Below are 22,171 nucleotides of genomic sequence, written 5' to 3' on the forward strand. Positions count from 1 at the left end.
CCGAGGCCCGGTGACTGGGAGAATCTCCCTCATGTCACGCACGGTCATCACGTTCGGCACCTTCGACGTCTTCCACGTCGGTCACCTTCGGGTGATCGAGCGAGCGGCGGCGTTGGGTGACCGGCTGGTGGTGGGCGTCTCTGCCGACCAGCTCAACGTCAGCAAGAAGGGTCGCGAGCCGGTGTTCAGCGAGGGTGAGCGGCTCGAGATCGTCGCCGCCCTCAAGCCGGTCGACGAGGTCTTCGTGGAGGAGAGCCTTGACCTCAAGCGCGACTACATCCTCCGGTACGGCGCCGACGTGCTCGTCATGGGCGACGACTGGGCCGGACGCTTCGACGAGTTCCGCGACGTCTGCGAGGTCGTCTACCTCCCCCGCACTCCCGCGATCTCGACGACGGCCCTGATCGAGAAGATCTCCTCGACCAGCTGAGCACGAGGCCACCCGGGTTTGGGCCGACCTGCGCCCGGGGCAGGCTTGACCAGACCGCGGTACCTCAGGGGTGCCGCATCAAAGAGATAGGCATTTGCATGCGCCGTACCATCGCCGCGGCTGTCGTGGCCATGGCCACCGCTTTCACGGTCCTGCCAGCTCAATCCGCGAGCGCCGCCGACGAGGTCACGGTGCCGACCGAGGCCGTGCCTCAGATCGCGACGGACAAGCAGGCCGACCGGGCCCTCGCCGCGGTGACCGAGCTCGTGGAGGGCGGTCCGGCCCCCCAGTCCACCCCGGAGCCCGGCGTGGAGTCCGCCCCGGAGACCAGCCTGGAGTCCGTACCGGAGACCGATGCCGAGCCCCCCGCGGCCGAGGAGGCTCCGGACCTCACCCTCGCCATGCGCGACCTGTATCTCGCCCTGCCGCGGCTCAGCGGCGCCGAGCGGGAGCACGCCGAGGCGCTGCTCGCCCGGCCGACCGACGGAGCCGCCGATCGCCAGGGCAACGGGTACGCCGTCCCGGCGAAGAAGAAGTGCGGGACCGCGATCTGCGTCCACTACGTCACGAGCACCGCCGACGCCCCGCCCAGCAAGGGCTGGGTGAACTACACCCTGCGCCAGATGACCAAGGTCTGGAAGCACGAGGTCAAGCGGATGGGCTACCGCAAGCCGCTGAGTGACCGGGCGCTGGGCCGGAGCCGCAACGGCGGCAACAGCAAGTTCGACGTCTACCTCAAGGACCTCGGCTCCCGGGGCCTGTACGGCTACTGCGCCGCCGAGGCCGGGCTGCGCGGCAAGAAGTACCAGGGGCGGGCGATCTCGTACTGCGTGCTCGACAACGACTTCGCGCGTGCCCAGTTCGGCACCGCACCGAAGCCGACCCTGAAGGCGACCGCCGCCCACGAGTTCTTCCACGCGGTGCAGTTCTCCTACGACTACACCGAGGACCCGTGGTTCATGGAGTCCACCGCCACCTGGATGGAGGAGCGGGTCTTCGACTCGGTCAACGACAACCGGCAGTACCTCAACTCCAGCCAGGTCCGGGCCCCCTGGGTCCCGCTCGACACGTTCTCCAGGTCCGCGTCGTTCCAGTACGGCAACTGGGCCTTCTGGGAGTACCTCAGCAGCCGGTACGGCACCAAGATCGTGCGCAACGTGTGGTCCGGCGCCGCTCCCCGCGGCAAGCGCAACACCTTCGCCATCGCCGCGCTGAAGCAGCAGCTGCGCCGCCGCGGCGGGTTCGCGAAGGTCTACCGCTCCTACGCCGCCGCCAACGCGTTCCCGGCCCGGGCCTACCGCGAGGGCCGACGCTGGCCCGCCCCGACCCTCTCGGGCTCGCTCCGGCTCTCGAAGAGCAAGCGGACGCAGGCAGGAACCCTCACCCTCAACCACCTGGCCGCCCAGCACGTCCGGGTGCGGCCCGCGAAGAGCCTGCGCGGCAAGAGCTGGAAGCTGCGGATCAAGGTCGACGGTCCGTCGCGCAAGACGTCGCCGGCGGTCGTGGTGACCGTGCAGCTGCGCAGCGGCAAACTGGTGCGCAAGTCGATCCGGCTGAACCGCAAGGGCAAGGGCCAGATCAAGGTGTCCTTCAGCGGCCGCAAGGTCCGGAGCGTGACGGCCACGGCCGTCAATGCCTCCACCCGTTTCGACTGCTACCGCCCGGACGCGCCCGCCGACCCGCGCTTCAGCTGTGCGGGCATCGCCCGGGACGACCAGCAGGTGTTCGCGCTGAAGTTCGGCGTGGTCAAGCGCTGAGGCCACCCGCCCGGACCGCCCGACAGGTCCACTGACGGCTCCACACCCAGACGCCCGATCGGCTCGCTTCCCGAGCCGGTCGGGCGTCTGGCTTGTGGGGTGACGATCCACCCGGGAAATGCACGTGGGGCCTGACCCCTTCGGGTCAGGCCCCACGTGGGACGTCAGCCGATCAGCCGGCGACGGCCGCCTTGAACGCCGAACCGGCCTTGAACGCCGGGGCCTTGCTCGCGGCGATCTGGATCTCCGCGCCGGTCTGCGGGTTGCGCCCGGTCCGCGCGGAGCGCTCGCGCGCCTCGAACGTGCCGAAGCCCGGGATGGTCACCTTGTCGCCACCGGCAACGGCCTTGGTGATCGCCTGGAGGGTTGCCTCCAGGGCACGGTCGGCCTCGGCGGCACTCGAACCGGTCGCCTCGGCAATGGCGTCCCGAAGCTGGGCCTTGTTCATCTGAGCTCCTCTGTGCTGAGAACGATTGTCGATTCTCCGACATCGTAGGTGATCGCGCCCGCCGTACGGCAGTCAGCGCGCCTGGTCGTCGACCAGAACACGGTCCGCCTGAGCCTACGACCCCGCGTCCGGGCGTCAACCGGGGTCCCGCTCCCCCGGCCGCGCGCGGCCCGCGTCCGGTCCCACCCGACGCGCCCTCGGCACCGATTGTCGATACATCTTGTATCGTTTATTCATGGCCAGGACCGGGCGCCCCGCAGGGCCGGCAACCGACACGACGACGGTGGTGCTCACCGCCGCCCTCGACCTCCTGCTGCGCGAAGGAGCAGGGGCGCTGACGGCCCAGCGGCTCCACCAGGCGACCGGAGTGTCGCGGTCGACGATCTACCGCCACTGGCCGACCCCCACCGACGTGCTCGCCGGCCTGATCGACGTCGCCCCCAGCCCGCCCCCGACCGGGTCCGGGGACGTGCTGAGGGACCTGCACCGCGAGGTCGACGTCCTGTGCAACCGGCTCCGCGACCGGCCGGTGGCCGCCTTCCTCCAGGCGCTGACCGCGACCGCGGTCGCCGATACCGCGGCCGCCGCGCTCCGGCACCGCTATGTCGAGGACCTGCTCGCACCGTTCCACACCGTCCTGCGCACGGCCGGCGTCACCCGCACGACCGCCGACGACGCCGTGGCGTCCGTCGTCGCACCGCTGCTGGTCGACGCGCTGCTGCTCGGCCGACCGACGGCCCGGGCACGCGCCCACCGCGCCGTGGACCTGCACCTCTCGGCGGTCGCCCGATGACCAACGTCGTCGGGTCGCGCGCCGTCTTCGGCGTCATCGTGCCCAGCACCAACACCGTCGTCGAGCACGACTACTGGCGAGCCGGCGTCCCCGGCGTGGCCTACCGGACGGGGTCCATGCACATCGCCGACCCGACGATGGACGGCGACGCCGGCTTCGAGGCGCTGCTGGGCCAGATCCGCGCGTCGATCGACACGGCCGTGCGCGACGTCCTCACCGCGGAGCCGGACCGGATGGTCATGGGCATGTCCGCCGAGACCTTCTGGGGCGGCGTCGAGGGCAACGCCGCCTTCGAGCGGCGACTCGCGGAGCGCACCGGGCTGCCCGTGACCACCGGCGCCAGCGCCTGCCGGGCGGCCCTCGGGGCCCTCGGGGTGAGCCGGATCTCGGTCTTCTCGCCGTACCAGCCGATCGCCGACCGCGAGGTCGGCCGCTACTTCACCGAGGCCGGCTTCGACGTCGTCTCCATCACCGGCCTGCGGTGCCCCACCGCCACCGACATCGCCCGGGTCGAGGAGCCCCGGCTGCGCGAGGTGGTTGCGGGGCTCGACGGGCCCGACGTCGAGGCCGTCGTCCAGGTCGGCACCAACCTGTCCTTCGTCTCCCTCGGCGAGACCCTGGAGGCCGAGCTCGGCAAGCCCGTCGTCGCGATCAACGCCGCAACGCTCTGGCACGCCCTGCGCGAGCACGGCATCGCCGACCAGGTCACGGGCTCCGGGGTGCTGCTCCGCGAGCACTAGGTCGGCAGGCCCGCCTGGCCTAGGCGCTGGTCGTCGTGGCGAGCTTGACGGCGAAGGCCAGGAAGACGGCCCCGACCAGCGAGGTGCCACCCGCTGCGAGCGCGCGACGGCGTCGTACGACGGCGGCGAGCCGGGCACCGCACAGGATCAGGGCGCTGAGGTAGAGCAAGCTCGCGATCTCGACCAGCACCCCCAGGAACAGGAACGACAGCACCGGCCGGTCGTACCCCGGGTCGACGAACTGCACGAAGAAGGCGATGAAGAACAAGATCGCCTTCGGGTTGAGCAGGCTGACCACGAGCGCACGGCGGTAGGGCCGCTCGACCGGCTCGCGCGTCGGCACGCCCTCGTCGAGTGCGTCCTCGATCTCGGGGACCGACCGGCGGCGCCAGGCCGTCCAGGCGCCGCGCAGCATGCCGATCGCGAGCCAGCCGAGGTAGCCGGCGCCGAGGTACTTCACGACGCCGAACAGCACGTCGTTGGTGCGCAGGACCGACGCCACCCCGGCTGCCGACAGGAACATCAGGACCGCGTCGCCGGTGAAGACGCCGCCGGCCGCCTGGTAGCCCGCTCGGATCCCCCGCCGGGCCGAGACCGAGAGCACGTAGATCGAGTTCGGGCCGGGCAGCAGGATGATCAGCACCAGACCGACCAGGTAGGACCCCAGGTCCGTCACTCCCCACACGGTGCGGATCCTCCCACGCCGTGAGGATCAGGCGGTGGCGACCCGGACGTCCGCGTCGTCGTACTGCACGAACGCCTTGGAGCCCAGCACCGGAGCGATGTGGTCGGTGATGACCGCGACGTGGGCGGGGTGGGTCTTGTAGGCCTCCCAGGCCGCCTGGGACTCGAAGCGCAGGTGGAAGCGCAGGGTGGCGTTGCCATCGACGAGGCCGGCGTCGCGCACGACCTCCGCGCCGAGAAGGCCCTCGATCTGGCCGGGTAGGGCGAGCAGTCCATCGATGATGGCGTCGACCTGAGTGTCGGTGACTTCGGACTGCAGGGTCAGGTGGCCTACGTGGTTGAACATCAGTGCTCCTCGAGCAAGCGGCCGTAGCCGGAGATCTGGTCGTTGATGCCGTTGACCCGGAAGGCGTGCCACATGGTGGCCAGGTTGATGGCGATGACGGGCTTGCCGAGCTCCTTCTCGAGCTCGGCGGCGACCGCGATGCACTCCAGGTTGGTGCCGCACTGGATCAGCGCGTCCACGTCCGGTCCGTCGACGGACAGGAAGGCCGCACGCAGCGTCTCCGGGGTCTCGTCGGCGATCGAGGTCGCCGACGCCGAGCACAGCCCGGTGATCGCGGCGACGTCGTACCCGAGCTCGCTGAAGTAGGCGACGACCTGCTCGTCACCGACCGGCTGGTACGGCGTCACGATGCCGATCCGCTTGGCCCCGAAGGCCTTGAGCGCCTCCCCGGCCGCGGTGGCGCCGGTGGTGACCTCGAGGCCGGTCAGGTCACGGACGTTCTGCTCGAAGGCGGCGTTGCCCTGCACCCCGCCCCAGAAGGTCTCGGCCGACATGCCCATCACGATGTAGTCGGGCCGGCAGGTCAGCACCACCTCGAGCGCGTCGGGCAGCGCCTCGTTGAGGCACTCGCGGAAGGCCCCGAACGCGTCGGCGGAGTCCAGCGCCGGCGCCTTGATCATGATCCGGCCGGTGTGCCAGGAGCAGTCCTGCGGGCGGAGGTGGTGGAACTCGCGCTCCACCGAGGTATTGGTCGAGGGCAGGACCAGGGCGAACTTGCGTCCCTTGGTGACGGCACGGGTCATGCGAGGCTCCTTGGTGGCAGACGAGCGGCAGGCCCGCCCATCACCAAGTGTAGAGGATATATTCTCTCCTTGTTTGTGGCCGCAGGTCAGTCGAGGTGGGGTGCGCCCGCCTCGACGTCGAGTCCGGCGACCTCGGCGAAGGCCTCGAGCTGTTCGAGGTACTGCTCCAGCGACTGGTGCTCGACGGTGAGGTTCACCAGCGTGCCGCCCGCGATCCGCGCAGTCTCGAGCATGGCCAGGACGCCGTCGGGGTCGCCGATCGGATCCTGTCGGCCTCCGGGTGAGAACACGACATCGAAGTCAGCGGGCGCCTCGGCCTCGTCGAGCATCTGACGCAGCAGCTCGGGAGTGGGGCCGCGGAAGGCCTGGGGTGCCGGCGACCAGCCGTCGCCGAGCTCGACCGCCCTCCGGAGGGCGCGCTTGCTGTGGCCGCCGATCCACAGCGGAACGCGTGGCTGGACCGCATGCGGGTCCACGACCAGGTTCTCGAAGCTGAAGTACGGGCCGTCGTACGACACCACTCGGTTCCCCAGCGCCGCCCGGAGCGCCTTCAGCGCGTCGTCAGCGCGGGGTCCGCGGTCGGCGAAGGGAGCCCCGAGCAGGTCGAACTCCTCCTCGAGGTTCCCCACGCCGAGACCGAGGATCAGGCGGCCGTTGCTGAGGTGGTCGAGGGTTCCGTAGCGCTTGGCGATCTCCAGGGGGTGGTAGAAGGGCAGGACGAGCACGAACGGCAGGAAGCGGAGGCGCCTGGTGCTCGCGGCCAGGTAGGAGAACGTCGACAACGGGTCGTAGAAGCGCTCTCCCCGGGCGATCCCGGCCGGGACCGCGACGTGGTCGCCGCAGGTCATGAAGTCGAACCCGAGCCGGTCGGCGGCGCGGGCGACTCGCACCAGTTCTGCGGGACCCGCGTGCTGCTCCCACTCGGGGCGCCGGCCCGAGAGCGCGACGATGGGTGAGCTGATTCCTACCTTCATGCGCCGTCCTCCGTTTGGGCCAGCTTCTTCTGCAGCTGGATCAAGGGATCGTGCTCGTCCCGGCTGGCCGTCGGGCCGTCCGCTTCCTTGCCGATGAACCGGCCCGCGTCCGATCGCGTCCACACCCGGACCGCCCAGCGCTCTGCGATGGCCCAGCGGCCGTCGCGCCAGGTCATGTGGTCGACGAAGCGGACGCCGCTCGTGAAGTTGGCGCGGGGATCGTCCTCCGGCGTACCCCAGTGCACCGAGGTGCCGTAGGTCTCGCTGATCGCGGTGTCGCCGAAGAGCTCGACGAGGTGGTTGCCCACGATGTGCATCGTGCCCCCGAGCCGCGCTCTCAGCTTCGGCTCGACCCAGGCGAGGTACTCGTCGACTGGGCCCTCGAAGCCGGTGTGATGATCGATCGCGTCCGGATGGAAGGCCGAGCGCACCAGCTCCATGTCGAGCCGGTCGATGCCTCGGCAGTAGCGCAGCACCACGTCCTGGATCTGCTGCCGGTCCGACCACTCGGTCCGTTCCATCGTCGCTCCTCCCGCGAGGGCAGTACTCGAGGCCGTCGATGGCCACTGCCAGGAGTGTCTACCTGCGTCCCGGTTCGGGGAGTCGTCGTGTTCCCGGTGGATGGAAGCGGGCGCCCTGCCGGCGCGTCGGCCGGATGGGCGGTCTCGGAAGACGATGCCGAGAGATGCACAGCACTTCCCCGGCCTGCTGACGCTCGTCCTGGACGAACAGACCTCCCGCTCGGGTCGCTACCACGGAGACCCCACCTAAGGCCCGGCCGAAGGCCAGGGTCATCCCGTTGCGACCAGTCATGTTCTGACAGAACTGGACTGACCGATCGACTGTCACGCACGTGTCGGACCGGCCACCGATGGTGGACGACTAGGACGTGGCCTCGGCCAGCTCGACCCCATCGAGTCGGCGCACGTCACTCTCCGAGATCTCGAAGTCGAGGTCGAGGTTCTCGGCGATCCGCACCGGGGTGACGGTCTTGGGCAGCGGAAGGATCTCGCGCTGCAGCAGATAGCGCAGAGCGATCTGGGCGACCGATCGGCCGTACGACGCCGCGATCTCGCCCAGCACCGGGTCGCTCAGGATCGCGCCGGTGCCCAGCGGCGAGTAGCCCTCGACCAGGATCCCCTGGTCTCGGCAGTACGCCGTGAGCTCGGACTGGCGGTGTCCGACGTGGACCCGGATCTGGTTCACGTGCGGGACGACGTGGGTCGTTCCCAGGGCCTCGAGGTCTGTCACCTCGAAGTTGGACACTCCGATCGCACGCGCCCGACCGGCTTCGTAGGCTTCCTCGAGCGCCCGCCAGACCTCGATGTTGCCCGCACGGTGGTCCGAGCCGATGTCCTCCCACGGCCAGGGCGCGTGGATCAGGTGCAGGTCGACGTAGTCCGTCCCCAGCGCGGCGAGCGACTCCTCGATGCTGGCACGAGCGCTGGCGTAGGTCTTGAGCCGCGCGGGGATCTTGGTCGTCACGAAGACCTCGGCTCGATCGAGTCCGCTCTCAGCGATCGCGCGGCCGACGCTGGCCTCGTTGCCGTAGCCGTGGGCCGTGTCGATGTGCCGGTAGCCGGCCGCGAGCGCAGCCGCCACGGCGTCGTAGGCGGGAGCACCCTCGGGGATCTGCCAGGTGCCGAAGCCGACGCTGGGGATGGTGGCGCCGGTCGACAGCTCGAAGTGGTCAGAAGAGGGAGCCATGCCTACTCAGCTTTCGGTGGAGGTCGAGGGCGACCCGCCGGGTGCGGTCAGGTGCTGGGCGATGAACTCGTGCGGGCTGGTGCCGTTGAGCACGTGGTCACCGACCATCTGGTTCCGGTAGACCACCGGGTTGTGGGAGGCGATGGTGCGCGCGTTGCGCCAGTGTCGGTCGAGCTGAAGCCTCTCGCTCACCGCGGAGGCGCCGCCGACCTCGAACAGGCGGGCGGTGAGGTCGAGCACCAGCTCGACGACCTGACCCTGGATCGCATAGACCGCGATGTCGGAGCGGTCGAAGTGCTCGGCGGTCACCTCGCCGCGCACCTGCGCCTGATAGGTCTCCTCGATGACGGCGCCAGCAGCCTCCACCGCTGAGTCCACGACGAACGACGCTCCAGCCAGCTTGCCGACGATCGACTGCACGTGCGGGTCGAGACCGGGCGAGGGAAAGGCGGGATTGAACAGGTTGCGTTTCTTGGCTCGCACGAAGGCGGCGACCTCGTTCAGCGCCGCCCGGCCGACGCCGGCCAAGCAGGCCAGGTGGATGAGCTGGAACACCGCACCCAGGTAGGAGCCCTGCACCAGCCCCGGCGGATAGAGCTCGACGTGGTCGGCGTCGACGTCCACCTCGGTGAAGGTCGTGGTGCCGCTGCCGGTGAGCCGCTGTCCGAATCCGTCCCAGTCGTCGACCCGGACGATGCCCGGCGCGTCGGCACGCACCAGGACGTCCGCGTGGTTCCGGGTATCGAAGCCGGCCGAGACCTGGATCCAGTCGGCGTAGAGGCTGCCGGTCGTGTAGTACTTCTCGCCGCTCAGCCGCCAACCGTCGCCGTGCCGCGTCACCCGGGTGCTCGGGGTCCAGAAAGAGGAGCTGCCGCGCTCGCTCTGGGCGTTGCCGACGAGGTCGCCGGAGCCGATCCGGGTGAGCCAGCGCTCACGGTTCGCGGCGACGGGGTGGACGAGCCTGGTTTCGAGGAAGCCGATGTGGCCGCGCAGTGCCTGCGGCAGGTTGGAGTCGGCCGCGGCCAAGGCCACCAGCTGGCGGAAGAACTGCGGAAGGCTCACCCCGAAGCCGCCGTACTCGCGGGGCACCCGGAGTCGACCGAAGCCGGACTCGCGGAGCCACTGGATCTGCTCGAACGGCAGCAGGCGGTCGATCTCGCGTTGGAGCGCACCGGCGGCGATCCGCCCGTAGACCGGCGTGAACAGCTCGTCGAGCTCCTGGTCGGAGATCGGCGTGGTGTCCGACCACTGCTGTACGGCGCTCACGCCTGGTCACCCTTCGTGGTCGCCTCGGGCGTGGCACTGGTGCCGGTTGCCCAGTGGTAGACGAGGCCAGCGCCGTTGATCAGGTGGTCGCCGATGACTCGTTCCTGGTTGATCGTCGGGTTGTGGGAGGAGATGGTGCGCGCGTTGCGCCAGTGCCGGTCGAGACGCCGCGCGGTGCTGGTGGCAGAGGCACCGCCCACCTCGAACAGCTCAGTGGCGGCCGCAGTGACCATCGGGACGAGCACGATCTGGGTCTGCACGGCGGCCAACTCGGCGGCCTCCATCAGCTCCGGAGCCCCGGTTCCGCGGCCCGCGATGCTGGACTCACTCGCTTCCTCGACGACCAGGGCCGCCTGCGCCACGAGCCCCCGCGCCGCGAAGGCGGTGCTCTGCAGCCGGCCGACGACCTGCTGCACCAGGGGGTCCAGGCGCGCCTGCGGCGCGGCCCCCGAGCTGTAGACCCGGGTGCGGTTACGGACGAAGTCGGCTGCGTCACGAGCCACCGCGGCGGCCACGCCGGCGAGCGCGGCGAGCAGGACCAGCTCGAAGAAGGCGGTCAGGTACGTCGGGCCGGGCGCACCCGCCTCGTCGATCTGCTCAGCGCTGACGACGACGTCGTTGATCAGGGTGGTCCCGCTGCCCGTGAGCTGTTGGCCGAAGCCGTCCCAGTCATCGACCAGCTCCAGGCCGGGTGTCGCGACCGGCAGCAGCACCGAGCGCACCGCAGCCTGCTCGTCCTCGGCCACCACGACGACCCAGTCGGCGAAGAGGCTGCCGGTGCTGTAGTACTTCGTCCCATTGAGATGCCATCCCTCTCCGCCCCGGGTGAGCCGGGTGTTGAGGCGGCCGACCTCGGCACCGGCGCGCTCGTGGCTGGCGTTGCCGACGATGGCTCCTGACCCGGCCAGCGTCAGCAGCTGCGCGCTCCAGGGGCGGTGCGGCGTGGCTCGGTGCATCTCGACGACGCCGAAGTGCGCACGCAGCAGCTGGGCCACGTTGGAGTCTGCGGCCGCCAGCTCGACCAGCCAGGCGAACAGCTCCGGGATGCTTCTGCCGTACCCACCGAAGTCGACCGGCACCGTCAGGCGGGTGAACCCCGCCTCTCGCAGTGCGTTCACCTCGGCGAACGGCAATCTCCGCTCGTGGTCGCGGAGCGCCGCTCCGGCTCTGATCTCCTCGAACACGGGGGCGAAACGGGCGCGGAGCTCGGCATCGCTCGGCGCACCCTCGGCACGAGGGGCACTCCCCCGTTCCTGGTCGACCTCGGGGGTGGGATGAGTCAGCGTCATCGCGCTACTCCTGTCGTGTCAGTGGTGGTCAGTCGCCGCGGCACGGCGGCGACGCGGGGTACGGAGGTGAGCAGCGCCTGCGTGTAGGGGTGAGTGGGCTGCTCGAAGATCTGGTCAGCGGTGCCGGTCTCCACGACCTGGCCGTCCTTCATCACGAGCACGCGGTCGCAGAGGTGGTGAACCACGCCGAGGTCGTGGGAGATGAACAGATAGCTCAGGCCGAGGCGTTGCTGCAGGTCGGTGAGCAGGTCGAGGACCTGGGCCTGGATGGAGACATCGAGCGCCGACACCGGTTCGTCGAGGACCAGGGTCTCCGGCTTCGCGGCCAGGGCCCGGGCGATCGCGATCCGCTGCCGCTGCCCGCCCGACAGGGTGGCGGGACGGCGCTCGGCATGGTCGGCCTGGAGCCCCACCTGCTCGAGCAGGTCGACGACGCGGCGACGCCGATCCGTCTTCCCCAGCCCCGGTGGCAGCGCATTCATCACCACGGCCCCCACGTCGTGGCGGGGATCGAAGGATCCGAGCGGATCCTGGTGGACCGCTCCGACCCGGCGCCGATCAGGTCGGCGGTCACGGTCGGTGGCGGCGCTCCATGCGCGCCCGTGCAGCAGCACCTCACCGGCGTCCGGCCTCAGCAGGCCCAGGGCCATCCGCCCGACGGTCGTCTTGCCCGATCCGGACTCACCGACCACGCCCAGGCACTCCCCCGCACGGAGCTGGAAGGAGACCTTCGAGACGACCTCGCGGGTCACACCGTCCGGGCCCAGGTAGCGCTTGGTGAGGTCACGTGCGTCGAGGACCACCGCAGGGTCCGCCGCCGAGCCGTAGTTGCCGCCGGCGGGCCCGCGACGACGGCGCTCCGACGAGGCGGCCGCACCCGCCCCGGAGGTCAACCGGGTCCCGCGCGAGGCCCCTGACGGGATCGCCGCGAGCAGCGTGCGGGTGTAGGGGTCCTGCGGGTCGCTCAACACCTGCTCGGTCGGGCCGGACTCCACGACCCGGCCGTGCTGCATGACCACGACGTGATCGGCGATGCGGCTCACGACCGCGAGGTCGTGGCTGATGAGGAGCAGCGCCTTGCCCCGCTCCCGGGTCTCCTCGAGCAGCCGCAGGACCTGCGCCTGCACGGTGGTGTCCAGAGCGGTGGTGGGCTCGTCGGCGATGACCAGCTCCGGGTCGAGTGCCAGCGCAGCGGCGATCAGGGCGCGCTGGCGCAGTCCCCCGGACAGCTCGCCGGAGCGCTGTGCCGCGCGCAGTTCCGGCTCGGGGACGCCGACCGCCGCCAGCATCTCCAGCACCCGGGCGCGACGAGCGGACGCGTCGCCGTACCCGTGCAGCTTCAGGCTCTCCGCGATCTCCTTGCCGACCGGACGCAGCGGGTCGAGCGAGACCAGGGCGTCCTGGAGCACCAGCCCGACCCGGCTGCCGCGGATCCGCCGCCACTGCCGGTCGGAGAGGTCGCGAGCATCCGCACCGCACACCTCCAGTCGGGAGGCCTGGACTCGTGCAGTGGCACCGGCCAGCCCCACGAGACTGCGAGCGGTGACGCTCTTGCCGGAGCCGGACTCACCCACGATCGCCAACGATCCCCCGGCCATCAGGTCGAGGTCGACGCCGTGGACCACCTGCCGGGCGCTACGGCCACGGCCGAAGGACACCCGCAGGTCGCGCACGGAGACCAGTGGTCGCGCGGGAAGGTCCTCGTAGGGTTCGGTGCTCATGTCTGGTTCCGTCCGGCGAGTCGTGACTGGAGGTGGCGACCGAGCACCGTGGCCGATGCGGCGGTGAGGATCACGGCCAGGCCGACCGAGACCGGCAGCCACCAGCAGTAGATGAGGAACTCCTGGCCGTCGGCGAGCATCGCTCCCCATTCCGGTGCCGGACCCCGGGCGCCGAATCCGAAGAAGCTCAGCGTCATCGACCAGATCAGGGCGCCGCCGACGTTGAGCAGCGCGTACGACATCAACGGACGCAGCACATTGGGCGCGATGGTGGCGGCGATGATGCGCCACCGCGGGCGGCCGAAGAGCCGCTCGGCCTCGACGTAGCCCGACTCCCGGACCACCAGTGCCTCGCCTCGGACCAGGCGGGCGAGACCTGGCGACAGCGCGACGCCCACGGCGATGGTCGTGGTGGTGACCGAGTTGCCGAACACGGTGAGCACGAGCAGCGCGAGCAGCAGCGACGGGAACGCAAACAGCACCTCGATCACGCGGCTGATGACCGCATCGGTACGACGGCCGCCGAGGCCCGCCCCGAGCCCGAGCGCCATGCCGAGGACGGTGGCGATCAGGGTGGAGAGCAGGGCGATGGTCAGCGAGTCCCGCGCACCGTGGACGACTCGCGCGAACACGTCACGGCCCGACTGGTCCGTGCCGAACGGATGGGCGAGGGAGGGGCCCCGGAGCGCGTCGATCGGGCTGATGGCCAACGGGTCGACGTCGGTCAGCGTGGCCGGGAACACCGCTGCGAGGAGGCCGACCAGCAGGAAGAGGGTGGCCCCCCACAGGACGGGGCGGATCGTCCATCGGCGCCACCCAGCGCGCCGGGACGTCTCGTCGACCGGCCGGGTCGGCTCGGCCGACGTAACCAGTGGAGGCGACATGGCCTGGGTCGTCTGAGTCATCGCACACGGATCCTCGGGTCGATGAGCGGATACAGGAGGTCGACGACCAGGTTCGCAACGACATAGAGCACGGCGCTGACCACGACGATCGCGCCGGTGAGGGCCGCGTCGCGCCCCTGCACTCCGGCCAGGAGGGTGCTGCCGAGACCTGGACGGCCGAAGAGCGACTCGACCACGACCGCGCCGCTGAAGAGCCAGCCGACAGCAAAGCCCGACAGGGTGACGCCGGGCAGCGCCGCGTGCCGCAGCACGTGCCGGAAGCGAACCCCGAGATCACTCATGCCGCGGGCACGGGCGGTGAGCACGAAGGGCTGCTCCAGCGCGTGCTCGGTGGCCTCCCGAGAGACCTGGCCGAGGTAGCCGGCCAAGGGGACGGCCATCGCCACCGTCGGGAGCACCAGCGAGCCGATGCCGCTGCCGCCCGCGATCGGGAACCACCCGAGCTGGAAGGAGAACACGAGCAGCAGCACCATCCCGAGCCAGAGCTGCGGGGTGGAGACCGCGAAGATCTCCAACCCGGACCCGATGCTGGAGGCGATACGCCCGCGACCGGCGGTCAGCATCACCAGCCCTACGGCCAGCACCCAGGCCAGCACCAGGGCAGCCGCCCCCAGCATCAACGTCGGCCCGATCCTGTCGAGGAGCAGCGACGTGACGTCCTGATGGAAGACGTGGGACGTGCCGAAGTCACCGCTGAACATGCTGGCCAGGTAGTGCAGGTACTGCACGGCGACGGACTGGTCGAGACCGTACTGATCGATCACCGCCTGCCGGGCCTCCGGGCTGTTGTTCCCGCCCGGCCCCCCGATGATGACGTCGACCATGTCGCCGGGCATCAGCTGCATCGAGACGAACGTCAAGGTCACCGCGACCCAGACGACCAGGACGCCACCGAGCAGTCGCGGCAGGATCACCGAGGCCCGAGGCAGTCGGCTCACTGGATCTCGCTCCGCCCGAAGGCACCTCGATACCCAGCGCCGCGGTGGCTCTCCGGCAGTCGGTCCGCACCGAAGACCTTGTGGCGCAGGGTGCCCTCGTCGTACTCGCGCCGTTGGAGCCCCCGCTCCTGGAGCACCGGGGTCACGTGCTCGATGAACTCCACGTACGTGCCGGGGCGAGTCACGTTGATGACGTTGACGCCGTCGATGCCGGCGTCGCGCCACACCTCCAGCTGGTCGGCGATCTGCTCCGGGGTGCCCACCAGGCGGTTGCTGCCTGCGGTCCAACGCACCAGGTCGCGGACTGTCACCTCCTTGTCCGGGCTTTCTGCCTGGAGCATGCCGGCGAGGCTCTGGACGGTCTCGAGGTTCAGGTTCCCGACGGGGGCGTCAAGGTCGTGGTGCCCGAGGTCGACGCCCATGCTGCCGGACATGTGGGCGAGGTGGCCGTCCCAGTCGAGGGTCTCCTCGAGCTCGGCCTCCTTGCGCCGCGCCTCGTCCTCGGTGCTGCCGATGACGAAGCTGAGGCCCGGAAAGAACTTGATGTCGTCGGGATTGCGGCCGAAGCCCGCCGCCCGCTGCCGGGTGTCGATGATCTGGGCGCGCGCGGTCTCCGGCGAGTTCGCGGCGATGAAGGTGGCCTCGGCGTTGCGCGCCGCGAAATCACGGCCCGCAGGCGACGAGCCCGCCTGGAACAGCAGTGGGGTCCGCTGCGGCGAAGGAGCCACGAGGTGGGGCCCCTCGACCTCGTACCGGTCGCCCTTGTGGAAGATCTTGTGGACCTTGTCGAAGTCGGCGTAGACCCCGCGCTCAGCATCGGCGAGCACGGCATCCTCCTCCCAGGAACCCTCCCAGAGCTTGAGCAGCACGTCGAGGTACTCCTCGGCCCACACGTACCGCTCGTCGTGAGCGACGAGAGCCGGATGGCCGAAGTTGCGGAACGAGTTCTCGAGGTGGCTGGTCACGATGTTCCACGCGATCCGGCCGCCGCTGAGGTGGTCGAGGGTCGACACCCGGCGTGCGAAGTTGAACGGGTGCTCCTGGACGATCGAGGAGGTGAACGCGATTCCGAGATGCTCGGTTGCCACCGCCAAGGCCGAGGCCAGCACCGACGGGTCGTTGCTGGGGACCTGGAGTCCGGTCTCGACGTACTTGCGGTAGTCACCCCGGTAGTCGCCGTACAACCCGATCACATCTGCGAAGAAGATGAAGTCGAAGCGCCCCTTCTCCAGCAGCTTGGCGAGGTCGATCCAGTGCTGGGCGGAGTTGAATTCCGTCGAGGTCGAACCCGGCAGATGCCAGGTGCCCTGCATGATGTGCGACGGCGTGTTCATCACGAACGCCGAGAAGATCAGGGGCTTGGGAGTATCGGTCGTCACTTGGTCACCCACGCATCTTGAAGGTTCACCAGGCCGAGGACCGGCTCCTGGCGGATTCCCTGGACCCGAGAGGTGTTGGACAGGATCCGCACGCTCTCGGGGAACAGGGTCAGGCCGTACGCCTGGTCGCTGATTCGCTGCTGCGCCGTGGCGTACAGCTCGGACCGCTTGGCTGGGTCGGACTCGATGGCAGCGTCGCTGACCGCCTTCTGAAGGTCGGGGTCGTCAACGAAGAGGCCATCGGTGTTGATGAACGCATCGGTCGCCCAGAGCAGGCGCAGCACATCCGGGCTGTTCAGCGTGTACTTCATGTACGTCGCCTGGTACTCCGGCTTCGTGTATGCCGTCCAGTCGGTGGCGGGCGCGCTCTCGAAGACCACCTCGATGCCGATTTCCTTCTCCGTCGCCTGGATCTGCTCGGCGAAGGTGCGGTAGGTGTCGAGCTGGGATCCTTCGTTGATCAGCCAGTGCACCGTCAGGCTCTCGCCGTCCTTGACCCGGTAGCCGTCTGCGGTGCGCTCGGTCCAGCCAGCCTCGTCGAGAAGGGCGTTCGCCTTGTCGGGGTCGTGGGTGTAGGCGTCCACGCTGCTCGGGTCGAAGTCCGTGGTCGTCGGGCTGAGCACGCCCGGTCGCTCGTAGAGCCCGAAGAAGATGCTCTCCAGGGCCGCATCGACATCCGCGCCGTACTTGAACGCCTGACGCACACGTACGTCGTCGAAGGGGGCGAGGTTCGTCTTGAACATGACGCCCTCGGGGTGTCCCGGGTAGTCGTGGGACTGCACCGCCAGGCTGTCGTCCTTCGCCGCCTGCTTCTCGTTGATCGCCGTGAGCCCGTCAGCGGCGTCGGCCTGGCCGGTCTTGACAGCAGAGAATCGCGCGGTCGGGTCGGGGATGAAGCGCCAGACCACCTGGTCGACGTAGGCCGGGCCGTCGTGCTCAGCCGTCGGGGGTGCGGAGTTGTAGTCCTCGTTGCGCACCAGTACGGCCTGATCACCGGGCGTGTAGCTGTCCACGATGAACGGCCCGGTGCCGACCGGCGACTGGCAGTTCTCGTCGTCCCCCCGCTTCAGTGCCGTGGGCGACTGAATGCCGACGAACGACTGGGCGATCTGCTGCAGGAACGGAACGAACGGCCGGCTCAGCGCCACCTCGACCGTGTTCGCGTCGACGACCTCGGTCTTGTCGACGTAGATGAGGTACTGCGAGGCCGATCCCGTAGTGGTCTTGATCCGGTCGAAGTTCGCCTTGACCGCTGCTGCGTCGAAGGGGGTGCCGTCGGTGAACTTCACGCCCTCCTTGAGTCGGAAGGTGTAGACCTTGCCGTCCGGCGAGATCTCCCACGACGTCGCGAGCCACGGGAGGACCTTGCCGTCGGCGTCGGTGGCGACCAGCGAGTCCAGGTACTGGAGCGCGAACGTCGCCTGGTGCATGTCGCCGAGCTGGACCGGGTCCAGGCAGGACGGCTCGATCTGCTGGATGAAGGTCAGCGAGCCACCCTGGGTCGGCGTCGAGGAGTTGGCGCCTGGGGACGTCGAAGCCGAGGAGGAGCAGGCCGCGACGGACAGCGCAGTCGCCGCGATCAGGACCGCGCTGGGCGCCAGCCGAGTGAGTCGATGCATGAGGTTCCTTCATGGGCAGAGGACAACGAAGGGGCTGCGTCCGAGACGTAGCGCGGAGCTGCGTGTCCATTAGTGAACTGGACAAACGTAAGTACACCTAACTACTGCACTTACGTGTTTATCGATGCAGGCATCGGTGCGGCCGATCACCCGGTCCGAACATCGCCGGCATCGCGTCGTGCCCGCACCCCAACCAGCCCCACGTCCGGCACCTGATAGGAGGAGCCGAGCGCCGACACAGCCTCAGACCGCACCCGCACGGCGCGGTGCTCGGACTTTCCTTTCACCGCACGGCGAATCGACCTCTGAGCGCGAGCGCGCATCGGCGGGGGCAAGGGGTGCCACGTCTGCCCATTTCGGGGCCGCCTAGTGAGCCAGCCCACATCCACTGGCTGGACGGTCTACCCCGATGCGCGAGGCGTGCCTCCCCGGGAGGAAGGGGCCCCGGAGCGCGGCTCGGAAGATCCGGGAGTTCGGGCCCACCTAGGGGAGCCCGGCTTCGTACGCGGCGATCACGAGATGGACCCGGTCGCGAGCGCCCATCTTCGCGAGGATGCGGCCCACGTGAGTCTTGGCGGTCAGCGGGCTGACGACCAGCTCGTCCGCGATCTCCTGGTTGCTTCGGCCCGCGGCGACCAGCCGAAGCACCTCGCGTTCGCGCGCCGTCAGGCTGGCCAGCCGCTCGGGCACCGGCGCGTCGGGGCGACTCAGCGCACGGGTGATCACCGCCCTGGTCGCGCCGGGCGACAGCAGCGCCTCCCCCGCCGCGACGGTGCGGATGGCGTCCAGCAGCGCATCCGGACGGGTGTCCTTGGGCAGGAATCCACCCGCCCCCGCGCGAAGACCGCGCAGGACGTTGGTGTCAGTCTCGAACGTGGTCAGGATCAGCACCTTGCTGCCGCTCGATCCATCGGCAGCGAAGATCTGCCGAGTCGCCTCGATGCCGTCGGTGCTCGGCATCCTGATGTCCATCAAGACGACGTCGGGGCGCAGGTCCCGGGTCAGCGTCACCGCCTCCTCGCCGGTGCCGGCCTCCCCGACGACCTCCATGTCATCAGCGGAGTTGACCAGCAGCGCGAACGCGCCGCGCACCAGAGTCTGGTCGTCGGCGAGCAGGACCCGGATCACGACGGCACCCGCCAGAACCCCGGCAGCGGCAGGCTGGCCCGTACCTCGAATCCTCCGGACTCGCCAGGCCCGGCGGACAGCTCGCCCCCGAGGGCCTGAGCCCGGCCCGTCATCCCGACGATCCCGAAGCCGGCCGATGTCACGGTCGAGTCCGGTCGCGCGGGCCCGCGATCGACGACCGCGATCCGCAGCCGGTGGCCGTCCTGGTCGAGTCGGACGGTCGCGTGCTTGGCCGTCGAGTGTCGAATGACATTGGTCAGCGACTCCTGGATGATTCGATAGGCCACGACGGACACCGTCGACGGAAACTCGTCCGGCAGCCCGGCAGCCTCCACGTCGACCCGGACATCAGCCGCCTCGGCCATGTCCACCAGACGCTGCAACTCACCGAGTTGGGGCACTGGCTCGGTCGGCTCGGCCTCGCCACCATGCAGGATGTCCAGAATGGCACGCAGCTCATGGAGCGTGGCTCGGCTCGTGTCCGACAGGTTGTGCAGTGTGCTGGACAGCTCCCGCAGCGGCGCATCGGCCGGCCTCGGCAGCTGGTCGATCAGGTGCGCAGCGACTGACGCCTGGACGTTCGCGACCGCGAGGCCGTGTGCCAGGACGTCGTGCAGTTCGGCAGCGATCAGTACCCGCTCTTCGGCGACCCGCCGCTCGACCTCGTCGGCACGCTCCTGTTCGAGCCGCGCGGTGACGGAGGCACTCCAGTCTTGATGGAAGCGGACCGCGAGCCCGGCGAAGAAGGCCATGAGCAGCCAGCCGACGCCGAGGAGAGCATCGCCAGGTGCCCCCGACGCCTCGTCGGCGACGACAGGCACGGTCACCGCACCCACCGCCACCAGGGCGGCGACGGCCCGCCGCTGTGGCTCGCTGTAGCGCGCCGCCGTGAACGCCGCCACCAGTGAGGCCGGCATCGTGGCCTCATGGGGATAGTCGAGGAGGTGGTACGGCGTCGACACGGCGAGGACCGCGAGCGCGACGAGGATCGGCCAGCGCCGGCGGGCCAGTAGCGGCGCCGACACCGCGCCCAGGAGCGCGATCGCCCACAGATCCACGCTTCGCTCGCCGTCGAAATCGACCGCCTCGAGCGTGATCGCGACGACGACGCCGAGCACGAACGACCCCGCCGCCAGCAGCCGATCGGCCACTGGCGGACGGAGTGCCGTCATCGTTCACACACGGTCATCGACACTGTCCTCACTCGTCCGCGAGAGCTTGCTGGGCCACCAGATCCTCGAACCCAGCGACATCGTCAGTGCGGGAACCACGATGGACCGCACCAGCAAGGTGTCGATGAGCACGCCGACGGCGACCAGTATCCCAATCTCGACGAGCATGACGAGCGGCAGCGAGGCGAGCACCGCGAACGTCGCCGCCAGCACGACGCCGGCCGAGGTGATCACGCCACCTGTCACTGCGAGGCCCCGCTTCGTGCCATCGACAGTGCCGTGCCGGACGGCTTCCTCGCGTACCCGGGTCATCAAGAAGATGTTGTAGTCGACACCGAGCGCGACCAGGAAGAGGAACCCGATCAGGGGCACCGACGACTCCAACCCGGCGAATCCGAGCACATGGTCGAACAACAGGTTGCACAGTCCGAGGGCTCCGAAGTACGACACCACGACGGTGGCGACCAGCACCAGCGGAGCCACGATCGCCCGTAGCAGGAGCCCGAGGATGGCGAGCACCACCAGCAGGATCAGCGGCATCACCAGATTGCGGTCGCTCTTGTTGGTCTCGGCCTCGTCGAGCTTTTCGGCACTCGGACCGCCGACCAGCGCGGCCTCACCGGCGACCTCGCGTACGTTCTCCCGAAGCTGCTTGATCGTTGCGGTCTCACCCGCGCTCTCTGGCGAGTCGACCGGGATCACCGAGATCTCCACCCAGTCGTCGCTGGTCCGGCCGATCTCGGCGCTGACAACCCCCGACGTACTTTCGACGGCAGCCAGGACCTCACGGCTGTGGTCCGGTCGACTCATCACGGTCAGCGGCTGACCGCCCTGGTCGGGGTAGCGCGCTTCGATCAGCTTCGCCCCGGTCACCGACTCCGGTGTCGAACGGGCGAACTGGTCCAGCTGCGGAAGGGCGCTGTTGACACCAACGGTGCCCAGCGCGAGACCGCCCAGGATCACCAGCGGAACCGCCCAGCTGACGACGCGGCGGCGCGCGACCAGCTCGCCAAGCCGAGCCCACCGCGATCCGGATGCGCGTACCTCAGCCCCAAGTCGCGGCACGAACGGCCAGAAGACGCGGCGCCCGAGCACCACCAGCAGGGCCGGGAAGAGTGTCAGCATGACCAGCAATGCGGCCCCGATGCCCGCCGCACCCACCGGGCCGAGGCTACTGATGCTGTTGAGATCCGCGGCCAACAGGCACAACAGGCCGGCGACCACTGTCGCTGCCGAAGCGAGGATGGCCGGCCCGGCCCCACGCAGCGCCGCCAGCATCGCGTCGATGGGCCGTTCGTGGCGGTGCAGCTCCTCGCGGTAGCGAGACACGAGAAGCAAGGCGTAGTCGGTGCCCGCGCCGAAGACCAGGACGATCAGCAGCGCCGAGCTCATGCTCGTGATGGTGAAGTCGAAGATCTGGGTGAGTGCGTAAACGGTACCCATCGACGTGATCGCCGCGACCCCGACCGAGGCGAGCGGGACCAGCCACAGCAGTGGACTGCGGTACGTCAGGATCAGCAGGAGCGCCACCACCACGGCAGTAGCGAGCATCAACGTCGCATCGACGGCATCGAAGACCTCGTCCATGTCGGCCCCGAGCGCGGTCGGACCGGTGACATATGCGTTCAGGCCACTCGGCCGGTCGTCGAGAAGGGCACGCGTATCCGCAGTGGCGCCGGCCTCCTCGGCGACCGCATCACGGTCGAGCGGAAGCGCGTACATCAGGGCCGTGCCGTCGTCGGAGTCGACGATCTCGGGCAGTGCGTCGGTGTCGTTGCCGAATCGCTCCGCCAGCTCGGACTGGCCGCGTTCGACCGCCTCCCGATCGCCCGACTGGAGGCCGCCCGGTCGTTCGTACACGACCATGAGCAGGCCGTTCTCGCCGCCGGGCAGGCCGGCCTCGGCCTGGAGCACCTTGGTCGACTGGGCGCTGGCCGGCAAGTAGTCGGCCTGCCCGTCGCGGGTCACCGAGTCGAGTTTGCCGGCGAGTGAGTAGGCGCCCACCAGCAGCCCGATCCACACGGCCACCATGAGCCAGGGCAGCAGGGTCTTGGTCCGTGATCTCTTCGGCCTCTTGTCGGCACCGGTGTGGTCAGGCGCCGTTAGTTCAGTGGTCATGGCGATCACGCTGT

General features: G+C 69.6%; 21 protein-coding genes. 4 read left to right on the forward strand and 17 right to left on the reverse strand.

Features of this window, described 5'->3' with window-relative positions; translation table 11 throughout:
• Positions 1-31 precede the first annotated feature (31 nt).
• On the forward strand, positions 32-430 hold the full coding sequence (locus MUB56_RS23390) for an adenylyltransferase/cytidyltransferase family protein (RefSeq protein WP_244929411.1): 399 nt from the start codon (positions 32-34) through the stop codon (positions 428-430).
• A 98-nt stretch (positions 431-528) separates the two neighbouring features.
• Positions 529-2,187 (forward strand): MXAN_6640 family putative metalloprotease, encoded by a 1,659-nt coding sequence (locus MUB56_RS23395; RefSeq protein ID WP_244929412.1) that lies wholly within the window; start codon positions 529-531, stop codon positions 2,185-2,187.
• Between the two features lie 172 nt (positions 2,188-2,359).
• Here the strand turns inward: MUB56_RS23395 and MUB56_RS23400 are convergent, their stop codons facing one another.
• A complete protein-coding gene (locus MUB56_RS23400; RefSeq protein WP_244929413.1) occupies positions 2,360-2,635 on the reverse strand; it encodes an HU family DNA-binding protein in 276 nt (91 codons plus the stop codon).
• Between the two features lie 235 nt (positions 2,636-2,870).
• On the opposite strand from MUB56_RS23400, the gene MUB56_RS23405 reads away from it, so the two are divergent.
• A complete protein-coding gene (locus tag MUB56_RS23405) occupies positions 2,871-3,428 on the forward strand; it encodes a TetR/AcrR family transcriptional regulator (RefSeq protein ID WP_244929414.1) in 558 nt (185 codons plus the stop codon).
• Positions 3,425-4,168: a hypothetical protein gene (locus tag MUB56_RS23410; RefSeq protein ID WP_244929415.1), complete on the forward strand. Its 744-nt coding sequence runs from the start codon at positions 3,425-3,427 to the stop codon at positions 4,166-4,168. Before MUB56_RS23405 ends, MUB56_RS23410 begins: the two co-directional genes overlap by 4 nt.
• A 19-nt stretch (positions 4,169-4,187) precedes the next feature.
• On the opposite strand, the gene leuE is transcribed toward MUB56_RS23410, so the two are convergent.
• From leuE to MUB56_RS23490, 16 genes are all read right to left on the reverse strand, one after another.
• Positions 4,188-4,844 carry a leucine efflux protein LeuE gene (gene leuE / locus MUB56_RS23415; RefSeq protein ID WP_244929416.1) on the reverse strand — a complete coding sequence of 219 codons (657 nt, stop codon included), beginning with the start codon at positions 4,842-4,844 and terminating at the stop codon, positions 4,188-4,190.
• Positions 4,845-4,880: 36 nt separating this feature from the next.
• Positions 4,881-5,198: a Dabb family protein gene (locus tag MUB56_RS23420; protein WP_244929417.1), complete on the reverse strand. Its 318-nt coding sequence runs from the start codon at positions 5,196-5,198 to the stop codon at positions 4,881-4,883.
• Positions 5,198-5,941, reverse strand: coding sequence for a hypothetical protein (locus MUB56_RS23425; RefSeq protein WP_244929418.1), 744 nt, complete (start codon positions 5,939-5,941; stop codon positions 5,198-5,200). The genes MUB56_RS23420 and MUB56_RS23425 overlap by 1 nt, the downstream gene beginning before the upstream one ends.
• 86 nt (positions 5,942-6,027) lie before the next feature.
• Positions 6,028-6,915 carry an LLM class F420-dependent oxidoreductase gene (locus MUB56_RS23430; protein ID WP_244929419.1) on the reverse strand — a complete coding sequence of 296 codons (888 nt, stop codon included), beginning with the start codon at positions 6,913-6,915 and terminating at the stop codon, positions 6,028-6,030.
• Positions 6,912-7,436, reverse strand: coding sequence for a nuclear transport factor 2 family protein (locus MUB56_RS23435; protein ID WP_244929420.1), 525 nt, complete (start codon positions 7,434-7,436; stop codon positions 6,912-6,914). Before MUB56_RS23435 ends, MUB56_RS23430 begins: the two co-directional genes overlap by 4 nt.
• A gap of 361 nt (positions 7,437-7,797) precedes the next feature.
• Entirely contained in the window at positions 7,798-8,622 is an 825-nt protein-coding gene (locus MUB56_RS23440; RefSeq protein ID WP_244929421.1) for an aldo/keto reductase, read from the reverse strand.
• A 6-nt stretch (positions 8,623-8,628) separates the two neighbouring features.
• Complete coding sequence (locus MUB56_RS23445) at positions 8,629-9,888, reverse strand: hypothetical protein (protein WP_244929422.1); 1,260 nt, start codon at positions 9,886-9,888, stop codon at positions 8,629-8,631.
• Positions 9,885-11,177, reverse strand: coding sequence for an acyl-CoA dehydrogenase family protein (locus MUB56_RS23450; RefSeq protein ID WP_244929423.1), 1,293 nt, complete (start codon positions 11,175-11,177; stop codon positions 9,885-9,887). The genes MUB56_RS23445 and MUB56_RS23450 overlap by 4 nt, the downstream gene beginning before the upstream one ends.
• Positions 11,174-12,898 (reverse strand): ABC transporter ATP-binding protein, encoded by a 1,725-nt coding sequence (locus MUB56_RS23455; protein ID WP_244929424.1) that lies wholly within the window; start codon positions 12,896-12,898, stop codon positions 11,174-11,176. Before MUB56_RS23455 ends, MUB56_RS23450 begins: the two co-directional genes overlap by 4 nt.
• Positions 12,895-13,803: an ABC transporter permease gene (locus MUB56_RS23460; protein WP_244929425.1), complete on the reverse strand. Its 909-nt coding sequence runs from the start codon at positions 13,801-13,803 to the stop codon at positions 12,895-12,897. The genes MUB56_RS23455 and MUB56_RS23460 overlap by 4 nt, the downstream gene beginning before the upstream one ends.
• Positions 13,800-14,741, reverse strand: a complete 942-nt coding sequence (locus tag MUB56_RS23465; RefSeq protein ID WP_244929426.1) for an ABC transporter permease — start codon at positions 14,739-14,741, stop codon at positions 13,800-13,802. The genes MUB56_RS23460 and MUB56_RS23465 overlap by 4 nt, the downstream gene beginning before the upstream one ends.
• Positions 14,738-16,120, reverse strand: a complete 1,383-nt coding sequence (locus MUB56_RS23470; protein ID WP_244929427.1) for an LLM class flavin-dependent oxidoreductase — start codon at positions 16,118-16,120, stop codon at positions 14,738-14,740. The genes MUB56_RS23465 and MUB56_RS23470 overlap by 4 nt, the downstream gene beginning before the upstream one ends.
• Positions 16,117-17,739, reverse strand: a complete 1,623-nt coding sequence (locus MUB56_RS23475; protein ID WP_244929428.1) for an ABC transporter substrate-binding protein — start codon at positions 17,737-17,739, stop codon at positions 16,117-16,119. The genes MUB56_RS23470 and MUB56_RS23475 overlap by 4 nt, the downstream gene beginning before the upstream one ends.
• A gap of 483 nt (positions 17,740-18,222) precedes the next feature.
• Complete coding sequence (locus tag MUB56_RS23480) at positions 18,223-18,867, reverse strand: response regulator transcription factor (RefSeq protein WP_244929429.1); 645 nt, start codon at positions 18,865-18,867, stop codon at positions 18,223-18,225.
• Positions 18,864-20,018 (reverse strand): histidine kinase, encoded by a 1,155-nt coding sequence (locus MUB56_RS23485; protein ID WP_244929430.1) that lies wholly within the window; start codon positions 20,016-20,018, stop codon positions 18,864-18,866. The genes MUB56_RS23480 and MUB56_RS23485 overlap by 4 nt, the downstream gene beginning before the upstream one ends.
• Positions 20,019-20,042: 24 nt before the next feature.
• Positions 20,043-22,157 (reverse strand): MMPL family transporter, encoded by a 2,115-nt coding sequence (locus MUB56_RS23490; RefSeq protein ID WP_244932461.1) that lies wholly within the window; start codon positions 22,155-22,157, stop codon positions 20,043-20,045.
• Positions 22,158-22,171: the final 14 nt, after the last annotated feature.

This window comes from Nocardioides sp. W7, assembly GCF_022919075.1.
Classification (GTDB): Bacteria; Actinomycetota; Actinomycetes; order Propionibacteriales; family Nocardioidaceae; genus Nocardioides.

Coding starts and splice junctions, on each gene's coding strand:
- MUB56_RS23390 (WP_244929411.1), top strand. CDS start 32: ATGTCACGCACGGTCATCACGTTCGGCACCTTCGACGTCTTCCACGTC.
- MUB56_RS23395 (WP_244929412.1), top strand. CDS start 529: ATGCGCCGTACCATCGCCGCGGCTGTCGTGGCCATGGCCACCGCTTTC.
- MUB56_RS23400 (WP_244929413.1), bottom strand. CDS start 2,635: ATGAACAAGGCCCAGCTTCGGGACGCCATTGCCGAGGCGACCGGTTCG.
- MUB56_RS23405 (WP_244929414.1), top strand. CDS start 2,871: ATGGCCAGGACCGGGCGCCCCGCAGGGCCGGCAACCGACACGACGACG.
- MUB56_RS23410 (WP_244929415.1), top strand. CDS start 3,425: ATGACCAACGTCGTCGGGTCGCGCGCCGTCTTCGGCGTCATCGTGCCC.
- MUB56_RS23420 (WP_244929417.1), bottom strand. CDS start 5,198: ATGTTCAACCACGTAGGCCACCTGACCCTGCAGTCCGAAGTCACCGAC.
- MUB56_RS23425 (WP_244929418.1), bottom strand. CDS start 5,941: ATGACCCGTGCCGTCACCAAGGGACGCAAGTTCGCCCTGGTCCTGCCC.
- MUB56_RS23430 (WP_244929419.1), bottom strand. CDS start 6,915: ATGAAGGTAGGAATCAGCTCACCCATCGTCGCGCTCTCGGGCCGGCGC.
- MUB56_RS23435 (WP_244929420.1), bottom strand. CDS start 7,436: ATGGAACGGACCGAGTGGTCGGACCGGCAGCAGATCCAGGACGTGGTG.
- MUB56_RS23440 (WP_244929421.1), bottom strand. CDS start 8,622: ATGGCTCCCTCTTCTGACCACTTCGAGCTGTCGACCGGCGCCACCATC.
- MUB56_RS23450 (WP_244929423.1), bottom strand. CDS start 11,177: ATGACGCTGACTCATCCCACCCCCGAGGTCGACCAGGAACGGGGGAGT.
- MUB56_RS23455 (WP_244929424.1), bottom strand. CDS start 12,898: ATGAGCACCGAACCCTACGAGGACCTTCCCGCGCGACCACTGGTCTCC.
- MUB56_RS23460 (WP_244929425.1), bottom strand. CDS start 13,803: ATGACTCAGACGACCCAGGCCATGTCGCCTCCACTGGTTACGTCGGCC.
- MUB56_RS23475 (WP_244929428.1), bottom strand. CDS start 17,739: ATGCATCGACTCACTCGGCTGGCGCCCAGCGCGGTCCTGATCGCGGCG.
- MUB56_RS23490 (WP_244932461.1), bottom strand. CDS start 22,157: ATGACCACTGAACTAACGGCGCCTGACCACACCGGTGCCGACAAGAGG.